Below are 11,693 nucleotides of genomic sequence, written 5' to 3'. Positions count from 1 at the left end.
CATTCAACGCAAAAATTAAAGCTTTTAGGGCGCAGTTTAGAGGGGTTAGAAACATAGATTTCTTCCTCTATAGACTTACAACAATTTTTGCATAATCTCAAAATCCCACAACTTTTGGACTTGATCCAAATTATATGCATAATTTTCGAGCTCCTTATTAATTTAATTTGATCCTTGAAAACATGTTTCAGCTCTTCTCAAGGAATATTTTCAAAAATTTAGAAAACAAAAAAACTGCTGAAAACTTTCATTTTCAACAGTTTCTAAAAATATTAAACACTAACTATATATTATAGTGCAGCGACGTGCTTAGCTAACTTAGACTTTAAGTTAGAAGCTTTATTATCGTGTATGATGTTGTTCTTCGCTAACTTGTCGATCATTGAAGCTACAGAAGGATATAATGTTTCAGCATCCTTTTTGCCTGCATCCTTCAATTTTTTGATAGCGTTTCTTGTAGTTTTATGTTGGTAGCGATTTCTAAGACGTTTAGTCTCATTGCTACGAATTCTTTTTAACGCTGACTTATGATTTGCCATTACTAATGTATTTAATTATTTTTAAAGTAGTCCGTAGGGGAATCGAACCCCTGTTACATGGATGAAAACCATGCGTCCTAACCCCTAGACGAACGGACCATTATTGTTTCTAAAAACACCTGCTTTCCAACAGATCAACTTATATTTCTACAAGCCTTGCAATTCTATAATTGCTTTGTAGTCCGTAGGGGAATCGAACCCCTGTTACATGGATGAAAACCATGCGTCCTAACCCCTAGACGAACGGACCAGTTTTTGCTTTAATGCGGATGCAAAAATACAACTATTTTTTAATGACGCAAATGTTGATCTATATTTTTCTGAAAATAATCTGCCCTTTCTTTTTCCTTGACAAATTCAAACTTTCAAAATTTCAACAACCCCTCTAATTCCTAGTGATTTAGCCTTTCCATATCAAATTTCACCTATTTCTAGACATGCCATTTTATTCTAGAATAAGGAATAAAAACTTTTAATAAAGCAACAAATTAGATTGCCTTAGTACGCTTTAGCAAATAACACACGCTGAGTTGAAGGATTTCCAGTAAAAACACACTTCCCTTCTTCTTGTTTTTGATTCATAGGGATACATCTAATTGTAGCCTTGGTCTTATCTTTGATCTTCAATTCTGTATGTGAAGTTCCATCCCAATGAGCCGAAATAAATCCTCCTTTGGTTTTCAAAACTTCTTTAAACTCTTCAAAAGTATCTACTTCTGTAATATGAGAATCTCTATAATCTCTAGCTCGTTTATGAAGGTTTTCCTGAATTTCGATCATTAGACCTTTCACTTTCTCCACTACATTTTCTTGAGAGACAAACTCTTTAGTTAACGTATCTCTTCTCGCAAGCTCTACACTCCCCTTCTCAAGGTCTTTAGGCCCTATAGCAATCCTTACTGGCACTCCTTGCAATTCATATTGCGCAAACTTCCATCCCGGCTTATAATGGTCGCTATTGTCATATTTCACAACAACTCCGGCTTTTCTAAGATCTGACGCCAATTGTTCTGCAACCTCAGAAATTTGAGCCAATTGCTCTTCTCCTTTATATATTGGAACTATCACAACTTGTATTGGCGCTAATTTTGGAGGAAGCACAAGCCCTTGATCATCGCTATGCGTCATGATCAAAGCTCCCATTAATCTAGTTGAAACCCCCCAAGAAGTAGCCCATACATGCTCCAATTCACCTTCCTTAGAAGCAAATTTCACGTCGAAGGCTTTAGCAAAATTTTGCCCTAAGAAGTGAGATGTTCCTGCCTGCAAAGCTTTTCCATCTTGCATCAAAGCTTCTATACAGTAAGTTTCTAAGGCACCAGCAAAACGCTCGTTAGCTGTTTTTGTTCCTTGAATAACAGGCATGGCCATAAAATTCTCTGCAAATTTCGCATATACATCATTCATTTGCTCGGCTTCTGCAATTGCCTCTTGCTTTGTAGCATGCGCAGTATGGCCTTCTTGCCATAAAAATTCGGAAGTTCTAAGGAATAACCTAGTCCGCATTTCCCATCGCACAACATTAGCCCATTGATTTATAAGTATTGGGAGATCTCTGTAAGATTGAATCCAACCCTTATAAGTATTCCATATAATAGCCTCAGAAGTAGGTCTTACAATAAGCTCTTCTTCCAACTTCGCATCCGGATCTACAATTAATTTTGAACTGTTTTCCGGGTCTGTTTTTAACCTATAATGAGTAACTACAGCACATTCCTTAGCAAAACCTTCAGCATTTTTTTCTTCAGCTTCAAAAAGGCTTTTTGGTACAAATAATGGAAAATAGGCATTCTGATGACCTGTTTCCTTGAACATTCTATCTAATTCAGCTTGCATTTTTTCCCAAATAGCATAACCATAAGGTTTAATAACCATGCAACCTCTCACAGCGGAGTTTTCGGCTAAATCGGCACTGACTACCAATTCGTTATACCATTTCGAATAATCTTCTTTCCTAGCAGTTAATTTCTTACCCATTCCTGTTATTTGGCATAAATGTTGCACTTTTATTAGCGTTGTAGCTATTTTACACAAGTTGCAACTAGTTAGCGCAAAACTAACTAAATTTGTAATGTTCAACAATTAAAACTACAGCTAATGAAACTTTATAATTATATACCAAAATCCATATATTTCTTCATGGCCGCTATGTCTACTTTTTTGTTGACATCTTGTGGTTCATACCAATATGCAGGTACTTCGAATGATGGAATTTATGGAGACACAGAGCAAGTACAAGTAGTAGTTCCTACTGAAGTAGAATATGGAACCAGAGAAGAAAATGGCGATTATTATAAGAGAATGTTTGAAGAAGAAGCTGCTCTTTACGGAGAGGTTTTAGCTGAAAATGCTGTTTTTACTGATGTAGATTCTTATTCTTCAACAGGAAATTACGATTACGACAACGAAAATTCTAATTACCAAGGTGGAAATGCCCCTTGGGGTAATGATCCAGACAGCTATTCTATAAATATTTATAATGATAGATTTTTTGGTTCCTATAATCCCTTCTGGGACTATTGGGGGCCTGCTTATTACGGTGCCGGATTCTGGCCCGGACATTATGCAATGGGATTCTGGGGATCTCCCTGGGGTAGATATGGAACCGGATTTGGTTTTGGATATGGGAATGCATTTGGATTCGGTTTTGGTGTACACCCATTTATTTATGGTGGATTTGGATATCACAACCCTTATAACTTCTATGGAAACAGATATAATAATTACAGGAATAATGTTGCCTACAACACTGGAAGGAGAAACTCTGTTTCAAACTTCAGAAATAATAGAGTAGAGAATTTAAGAAATGCAACCTCTTTAGGTGACAGGGGAAGAAGTTCCAGTTATTCCAGAAGTATTCGGAATTTGAGAAATTCAAACGATGATTATGGAATTTCAAGAAGAACCTATTCCAGAGATTACCAAACAAGATCCAATACAAATAGCCCTTACAGCACAAATCGGTCTGGCACGATAAATAGATCAAACCGAGGCAGCGATGCGTATTCCAGGTCTTCAAATAATACAAGAAATTCAGGTACAGTTAGAAGATCCTCTTCTCCAACCAGAAGTTCCGGTACAGTTAGAAGTTCATCCTCAACCAGAAGCTCTGGGACGGTAAGAAGTTCCGGTAGTACTAGCAGAAGTTCTGGAACCAGATCTTCAGGAGGAAGTTCTTCCAGAGGAAGGGGAAACTAAAATAGGATTCAAACGCAATTTAAAATTTTATGAAAAAGCTATATACCCTAGTCATAGCCTTCTTGGCTATGACTTTTTCTCAAGCGCAAGATATCACAGATGCTGTAAGATATTCATCAGATCAGTTATCAGGTACTGCTAGATACAGAGCAATGAGCGGTGCATTTGGAGCACTTGGTGGAGATTTATCTGCAATATCAATTAACCCTGCAGGTTCAGCCATATTTTTAAGCAGCGCAGCAACAGTTACTTTAAGCTATAACAACAGGCAAAATGACACGCGTTACTTTAATGGCGTTACATCTAATAATGATTCTGATGTGTATTTCGATCAAGCCGGAGCCGTTTTAGTTTTTAATAGCACCAATGAAAACACTCCCTGGAAAAAGTTTGTTTTGGGAGTCAACTATTCTCAAAATAATTCCTTTGACGATAGCTTCGTGGCGCAGGGATCAAGTTCAAATTCTATAGATAATTACTTTCTGGATTATGCGAACGGAGTGCCTTTGGGTCTTTTGGAAACTATAGATAACGAAAGTGTTACAGATCTCTATTTATTCTTAGGAGAAAATGAAGGTTTTGGAGCTCAACAAGCATTTTTAGGTTTTCAAGGTTTTATTATAAATCCTGATGACAGTGACCCAAATAATACTTCTTACACTTCTAATATTGCATCTGGTAATTTTGATCAGCAATATTCCTATATCGGAACTGGTTTAAACGGGAAGTTTGCATTTAACTTCGCTACAAAATATCAGGATTTTCTTCATCTTGGAATTAATTTGAATGCGCATTTTTTAAATTATGATAGAGCTACCCGTTTAGTTGAAGAAAATTCCAATAACGGAAGTGAAACTAACGAGATCATTTTTTCTAATAATTTAAGTACTACCGGAAATGGCTTTTCTCTTCAACTTGGAACTATCGCTAATGTAACTGAGAATATAAGACTTGGACTAACTTATGATACTCCTACTTGGTTTTTAATACAGGAACAAACCACTCAACGTTTAGAAACTTTTAGTGATGAATTTAGTGATAGAGTAACTGTAAATCCTAATGTTGTTAATGTGTATCCAGATTACCGCCTAAAAACGCCAGGAAAACTTACAGGTAGTTTAGCTGTACTTTTTGGCGATCATGGATTGATCAGTTTTGATTATTCTTATAAAGATTTTTCAAATACTGAATTAAGACCCTCTAATGATCCGGAATTTGAATTTCAAAATAATTTGATCTCAGATAATCTAAAAGCTGCTTCTACCTATAAAATAGGAGGAGAATATAGAATAGAAAATTGGAGCTTAAGAGGAGGTTACAGATTTGAAGAAAGTCCTTACGAGAACGAAATCACCTTAGGAGATTTAAATGGTTACTCAGCAGGATTTGGATATGATTTTGGATCTATAAAAGCAGATTTATCCTATGATCATTCATCTAGAACTGATAATCCTCAACTATACCAAGTTGGACTTATAAATACTGCAAATATTCAGAGAGATTTTTCAAGCGTAGTATTATCCTTAAGCTTTGGAATCTAAAAGAAAAGAATAAAACATTAGCAAATAAAACCTCGCATCCTTTAAAAGGATTCGAGGTTTTATTTTTATATACTTATAATGATCAGAGGAAACTTTGGTGTTTATCAAATTGTTGCTTGAGAGAAGAATTACAATTTTAATGTAAAATGCCCAGTAAATTCTGACACTGTCCCAGTGTTCTGGTCTTTTAAGTCTACAACAAACCAATAATCATCTGCAGGCATGACCTCCCCATTATAGGTACCATCCCAACCTCTTCCGCGCGGGTCTAATTGCTTTATGAGTTTGCCGTATCTATCGTAGATCAATACTTTAGAGATAGAAATCTGAGGATCATTTATAACATTCCAAGTATCGTTGAATCCATCTCCATTTGGAGTGAAAAATCTAGCATAGCCAATAAGTCTAAATGCGGCTGAAGTAGCCATCCCACAGCCATAAATATCTCTAGCAGAAACTTTATGCAATCCTGGTTTTACATTCGTAAAATTAGCTTGATCTTGCCATGCTCCATCGTCCAATTGGTATTCATATATGGGAACTGTTCCTGCAACAGCATCCGCCATGACGGAAACCACATATCCATCTTCAAAATCATTTCCAGAAATTGTAAATGTCACATTTTTAGGAGCTGAATAATAAGTGATCTTAGTATTAAAATTATTAGAACATCCAGTCAATTTATTAATTATTTCAAGAGAAATATCTGGATTAGAAGGTTTCTCCTCAAAGCTGAGAGTAGGGTTTTGTACACCATCCCCGTCAGGATCATTATTGATGTTCCAATTGTAGATAAAATCTGGGCCAAGATCTTTTCCAATAGTTTGAGAATTTACTAAATTCCCTTCCGCATCCACACAGAATACTGTTTCCGCTTCTATTTCTACAACTGGGATTGAAGCTATTCTCAAATTGAAAGAGACCGGATCAGAAACACAGCCGGATTTTTGATTGGTTATAATAGCTATGATTTCCTGCTGATTTACTGCTTCAAAAGAATCAGGATTCTCTATTGCTATACTATTAGTAAAATTAGTTTGACTGCTATAAAAATTTAAATCGAATAATGAATTCCCGTTTTGAGGATCTTGGGTTATTTCAGCATAAACTTGAGAAAGATCAAATATTGCCGAGGGCTCATTACTACATCCCAAAAGATCATTTGGCTCGATTGCAGTAGGTTTTTCAAAATATTCAATTAAAATTTCATCGTCAAAACCTAAACCGGTATTATCATTTATTGCAATAACCTTGTATCTACCGGTTGATGTAACCGTGAAATTAGGACTAGCCTGATCTGATAACAATGAAAAATCATTATTATTATCATCGAACACATAAAACTCATATCGAGTAGCATCTACATTTCTAGCTGTTAGCTTTACAGGAGCGCTATCACATAGCGCAAGATCATCGCCAAGAATATTAACTATGGAGCAATCTGTGGCACCAGAATTAGATTGATTCAAATTAGTCTGCTCGAGGGTTATAAAACCTGGCTTTTCGGAATAATTAGTTATTAAAACCACATAAATTTGACCAGTCGATGCATTATTAATTAAAAAGTTTTCTGTTGCCGATGGTGAATAACTACATCCGACGATTCTAGAAGGAGACAAGGCACTCGCACTACAGAGTTCATCTCCCTCATTAAATGGTCCCCATGCAATAAAGTCTACATCTAAAGCATCACCTGAGCCATCAGAGTTTACAGTTTGGCTAATTCTAAAATTTAGATCTCCAGAGTCTTTAATCTTCAAAAAGAACCAAGCTGGATAAGGTTGAAATTCTAAGCATCTGTAATCAGGACCACCTTCAGCTACAGCTAAATCTCCACTAAAAGCATTAGAATTGGGAAAAACAAACTGGGTAGTCCCAGCACAAAAGGGCTGGATACTAGAACATCGATCTCCTTGAGCATAAATCTGGCATACTCCCGCCAGAGAGATGACGACAAACAGTATAAGATGTACTAGGGACTTCATATATCAGATTACCAAAGAATTGCAAATTACACATTTTACAGCAATTACCTCACTTGGCTTTTTAGAATCTTTGCTTTAAAGAGTCATAAAAAATGTATCTTTGCAAGCCTAATATATAGATTACCACCAGTATTGAATAAAGTGCTATGAAGATAGACCATATGGAAAATAAAATAGATGAAATGGGCGATGCTCACGTTTCTACGAGTGCAAATAATCCACTAAGAGAAGACGCATTTGATTTGAGCAATGAAGAGAAAATTGTCCTAATCAATAAAGATGTGAAAAGTATCTTGCAAACTTTAGGGATGGATCTTACAGATGACAGTATAAAAGGAACCCCACAAAGGGTTGCCAAAATGTTTGTAAATGAAATTTTTGGCGGCTTAGATCCTAAAAGAAAACCTAAGGCTTCAACATTCGAAAATAAATACAAGTACGGTGAGATGCTTGTAGAAAAAAATATTACTATCTACTCTACTTGTGAACACCATTTATTACCTATTGTCGGGAGGGCGCATGTTGCATATATTTCCAAGGGTAGTGTGATAGGTCTTTCCAAAATGAATAGAATTGTAGACTACTTCGCTAAAAGACCTCAAGTCCAAGAGCGAATGACTATGCAAATAGTACAGGAATTACAAAATGCACTAGGAACTCAAGATGTTGCCTGTATAATAGATGCTAAGCACCTTTGCGTTAATAGTAGAGGGATTCGCGATATAGAAAGCAGCACAGTAACAAGTGAATTTGGCGGTGCTTTTAAAGAAAATTCCGTAAAAAGGGAATTTCTAGATTATATTAAACTAGACACTTCCTTTTAAATACATTCATTACTCAAACTCTAAGCAAGCACTAATTTATGGCTCTTTATAAAGAACAAAGCTTAAAACTTTACAACTCGATCACAGGAGAAAAGGAGATTTTTAAACCAATAAATGAAGGTCACATAGGCATGTATGTTTGTGGACCCACAGTTTATAGCAATGTTCATCTAGGAAACTGCCGAACTTTTATTTCTTTCGATCTTATTTTTAGATATTTCAAACATTTAGGGTATAAGATTCGCTATGTTCGAAATATTACAGATGCCGGGCATTTGGAAAATGATGCAGATAGTGGTGAAGATAGAATTGCAAAAAAAGCCAGATTAGAGCAAATTGAACCTATGGAAGTGGTTCAACGATATACCGTAGATTTTCATAACACCTTACAAAAATTCAATAATCTGCCACCTAGTATAGAGCCTACTGCTACTGGACATATTGTGGAGCAAATTGAAACGATTAAAACTATCATTGAAAAAGGCTTTGCTTATGAAGTCAATGGTTCTGTTTACTTTGATGTTTTAAAATTCAATAAGGATCACGATTATGGAAAGCTTAGCGGTCGGTCTATTGAAGATATGATTGCAAATACTCGTGAGCTTGCAGCACAAAGTGACAAAAAAAATCCTCAGGATTTTGCATTATGGAAAAAGGCAGAACCCCAACATATTATGCGTTGGCCATCTCCTTGGAGTGATGGATTCCCTGGCTGGCATTTGGAATGCACCGTGATGAGTACTAAATACCTAGGCGAACAGTTTGATATACATGGTGGCGGAATGGATCTAAAATTCCCACATCACGAATGTGAGATCGCACAAGGGGAAGCCTCTACCGGTAAAAACCCTGTAAATTACTGGTTGCATGCGAATATGCTAACCCTTAATGGGCAAAAAATGGCAAAAAGCACTGGTAATAATATTCTTCCAAACGAAATTTTCTCTGGAGAAAATGATAATTTAAGTAAAGGTTTCGAGCCGTCTGTTGCACGTTTTTTTATGCTTCAGGCTAATTACAGAAGTATTCTCGATTTTTCTAACACCGCATTATTAGCGAGTGAAAAGGGATTTAACAGACTAATGGATGCTTATAGATATAGTTCGCAATTACCTGTTTCTTCAACTTCATCCTTTTCCGTTTCTGAATGGAAACAACGCTGCTATGATGCCATGAATGACGACTTTAATAGCCCCATTCTGATTGCAACCTTATTTGAAGCTGTGAAATTCATTGTAGGAGTAAAAGAAGGTAATGAGCAAATTACTGCTGAAGATAAAGAGCTTTTACACACAAGCATGCATGATTTTATTTTTGATGTTCTTGGATTATTAGACTCCGCAGTGACTAATCAGGATATTTCTGAAAAACTTTCTGGAACGGTAGAATTGCTTATTAAATTAAGAGCTGAAGCTCGAAACAATAAAGATTTTGCTACTAGCGATCAAATTAGAGATCAATTACTGGCATTGGGTATTCAACTAAAAGACGGTAAAGAAGGAACTGTTTTCACTTTAGAAAATTAAGAAATAGCCTTATGCTAAAAAAATGGCTGGCATATCCATTCATTTTACTGGTAAAATTCTATCAGGGAGCAATCTCACCTTTAACTCCTGCTACGTGTAGATATACTCCAACCTGCTCTCAATACACTTTGGTTGCGCTTAAGAAATATGGATTCTTTAAAGGTGGCTGGATGAGCCTTAAGAGAATTGTGAGTTGCAACCCTTGGGGAGGTTCTGGCCATGATCCAGTTCCTTAGTCAATTGGCTATTTAATTAGTGGACTATTGCCAAACCATCCAAATATGTATCTTTACCTAACAAATTTAAAAATTACTAGATGCTTTTTAATGCTATAACCTGGAGTCCTTCTGAAGGATTTGACTTAGGCTTTTTCACCCTCCACTACTACAGTTTAATGTTTCTTATAGCCTTTGGATTAGGCTGGTATATTATGAAAAGCATTTATGCTAAAGAAGGAGTTTCTATAGAGAAATTAGATCCGCTTTTTATATATACTGTATTAGCAACTTTAATAGGAGCAAGATTAGGACATGTACTCTTTTATGATTGGGAATATTTCCAGCACAATTTATTAGAGATCTTCCTTCCCGTTCGTTTTGAACCAGAATTTGAATTTACAGGTTTTCGCGGTCTAGCCAGTCATGGTGCGGCTATAGGGATTATTGTTGCCATGTATCTTTATAGAAAGAATGTTTTGGACAAACCTATTTTATGGATCTTAGACAGAGTGGTAATTCCAGTAGCCAGTGGTGCTATTTTTATTAGAATTGGTAATTTTATGAATTCTGAGATCATTGGAAAACCAACAAATAGTGACTTCGGAGTGATCTTCCAAAATCTAGGCGAAAGTTTCCCGAGACATCCAGCTCAATTATATGAATCTTTTTGTTATTTATTAATCTTTTTACTTCTTTGGTTCGTCTATTGGAAAACAGATAAAAAACAGAAGATCGGATTCTTGTTTGGCTTATTCTTAGTTTTACTTTGGACCGTTAGATTCTTTGTAGAATTCCTAAAGGAACCTCAAGTAGAAGAGCGTGCAATATGGCTTATAAACACGGGACAATGGCTTAGTATCCCATTTATAATAGCTGGTTTATATTTTATGCTTAGACCTTCCAAAAGAGTGGCAGCATGAAAAAACTAAAGAGATTTCTTAGTGCTGGAATTATCCTGGGAATTATGTTTTCTTGTGCAGAGGAAGCCAAGAACACTTCTATAGAGACAGATGAAATTCAATTCACCAAAGAAGGAGAGCTTTTTCTTCTAAAAGGTGAAGACACACTTCAGAAACTGGATATAGAGTTAGCTGAAAGCGCTTATGAAAAGCAAACGGGTTTAATGTACAGAAAAACCATGGAGCCAAACCAAGGCATGCTTTTCGTGTATTCTGAAGAATCTATGCATAGCTTCTATATGAAAAACACATATATCCCATTAGACCTTATTTTCTTCGGAAAAGATAGCAGTATAGTTAGTTTTCAAGAGAATGCAAAACCACTGGATGAAACATCGCTACCATCTAAAGTGCCAGCACAATTCATTCTGGAAGTAAATGCAGGAAAAGCGGAAGAATGGAAACTTGCTGAAGGTGATAAAATGCTAATAAATAGAAACTAGTCTCTAAAGGCATCCTCTAAGAAGCGGAATATTCTATGGTTCTCTAAAACCAATTCACAGCAAATTTCTCTGCGAATAGTCAATCTAAGATTACAACTAAAGTAGTCTGCTTTAGTTATTTCTACTATCCTTATATCTTATTTTAAGAAGACCCTGAAACTATTCCGATAGCTATCGGAACAGGGTGACGATACTATTTTAACTGCCGTCATGCTGGACTCGTTTCAGCATCTTTCATACGTCAAAAACTCCGCTAGATGATTTTTTTATCACAGGTCCACCATTGACGTATTTACTAAGTTGCCCAAAATAAGAGACCCTGAAACCATTCCGATAGATTCTGTGTTAACTAACAAAAGGTTTTCTCTTTTATTTTATTATTTTTGTTACTCAAGACGGCTATAAGCTAGTCTGTAAAAGGATACTTTCTGCATTTGCATCTAGTGTCCTTTTTTGTTGA

General features: G+C 36.0%; 10 protein-coding genes and 2 tRNA genes. 7 read left to right on the top strand and 5 right to left on the bottom strand.

The annotated features are described in order from the left end of the window. Positions 1 to 290: 290 nt before the first annotated feature. The 4 genes from rpsT to proS form a co-directional block, all read right to left on the bottom strand. A complete protein-coding gene (rpsT, locus tag ES724_RS16215) occupies positions 291 to 539 on the bottom strand; it encodes a 30S ribosomal protein S20 (RefSeq protein ID WP_146934969.1) in 249 nt (82 codons plus the stop codon). Positions 540 to 566: 27 nt separating this feature from the next. Further along, a tRNA-Glu gene (locus ES724_RS16210) sits at positions 567 to 638 on the bottom strand. A gap of 79 nt (positions 639 to 717) precedes the next feature. After that, positions 718 to 789 (bottom strand) — tRNA-Glu (locus tag ES724_RS16205). Between the two features lie 248 nt (positions 790 to 1,037). Then, on the bottom strand, positions 1,038 to 2,516 hold the full coding sequence (gene proS, locus ES724_RS16200) for a proline--tRNA ligase (protein ID WP_146934966.1): 1,479 nt from the start codon (positions 2,514 to 2,516) through the stop codon (positions 1,038 to 1,040). Positions 2,517 to 2,636: 120 nt separating this feature from the next. Here proS and ES724_RS16195 point away from each other — a divergent pair, with 120 nt between their 5' ends. Continuing rightward, a complete protein-coding gene (locus ES724_RS16195; protein ID WP_146934964.1) occupies positions 2,637 to 3,737 on the top strand; it encodes a hypothetical protein in 1,101 nt (366 codons plus the stop codon). A 29-nt stretch (positions 3,738 to 3,766) separates the two neighbouring features. Then, the gene (locus ES724_RS16190; RefSeq protein ID WP_146934961.1) at positions 3,767 to 5,278 is read left to right on the top strand and encodes an OmpP1/FadL family transporter; all 1,512 of its coding nucleotides are present in this window, start codon (positions 3,767 to 3,769) and stop codon (positions 5,276 to 5,278) included. 128 nt (positions 5,279 to 5,406) lie between these two features. Here the strand turns inward: ES724_RS16190 and ES724_RS16185 are convergent, their stop codons facing one another. Beyond that, positions 5,407 to 7,263 carry a T9SS type B sorting domain-containing protein gene (locus ES724_RS16185; RefSeq protein ID WP_146934959.1) on the bottom strand — a complete coding sequence of 619 codons (1,857 nt, stop codon included), beginning with the start codon at positions 7,261 to 7,263 and terminating at the stop codon, positions 5,407 to 5,409. A 146-nt stretch (positions 7,264 to 7,409) separates the two neighbouring features. Here ES724_RS16185 and folE point away from each other — a divergent pair, with 146 nt between their 5' ends. The 5 genes from folE (at position 7,410) to ES724_RS16160 (ending at position 11,233) form a co-directional block, all read left to right on the top strand. Beyond that, positions 7,410 to 8,087 carry a GTP cyclohydrolase I FolE gene (folE, locus tag ES724_RS16180; protein ID WP_211362779.1) on the top strand — a complete coding sequence of 226 codons (678 nt, stop codon included), beginning with the start codon at positions 7,410 to 7,412 and terminating at the stop codon, positions 8,085 to 8,087. A gap of 38 nt (positions 8,088 to 8,125) precedes the next feature. Continuing rightward, entirely contained in the window at positions 8,126 to 9,613 is a 1,488-nt protein-coding gene (cysS, locus tag ES724_RS16175; RefSeq protein ID WP_146934956.1) for a cysteine--tRNA ligase, read from the top strand. Positions 9,614 to 9,624: 11 nt separating this feature from the next. Then, positions 9,625 to 9,849, top strand: coding sequence for a membrane protein insertion efficiency factor YidD (gene yidD / locus ES724_RS16170; RefSeq protein WP_034886453.1), 225 nt, complete (start codon positions 9,625 to 9,627; stop codon positions 9,847 to 9,849). 80 nt (positions 9,850 to 9,929) lie between these two features. Beyond that, positions 9,930 to 10,751, top strand: a complete 822-nt coding sequence (gene lgt / locus ES724_RS16165) for a prolipoprotein diacylglyceryl transferase (RefSeq protein ID WP_146934954.1) — start codon at positions 9,930 to 9,932, stop codon at positions 10,749 to 10,751. Next, positions 10,748 to 11,233: a DUF192 domain-containing protein gene (locus ES724_RS16160; RefSeq protein WP_146934952.1), complete on the top strand. Its 486-nt coding sequence runs from the start codon at positions 10,748 to 10,750 to the stop codon at positions 11,231 to 11,233. Before lgt ends, ES724_RS16160 begins: the two co-directional genes overlap by 4 nt. Positions 11,234 to 11,693 lie beyond the last annotated feature (460 nt).

Origin of the sequence: Gillisia hiemivivida (assembly GCF_007997295.1) — a bacterium.
Taxonomy (GTDB): domain Bacteria; phylum Bacteroidota; class Bacteroidia; order Flavobacteriales; family Flavobacteriaceae; genus Gillisia; species Gillisia hiemivivida.
Note: the sequence above shows the minus strand (reverse complement) of the source record. Positions and strands in the feature narration are given on the sequence as shown.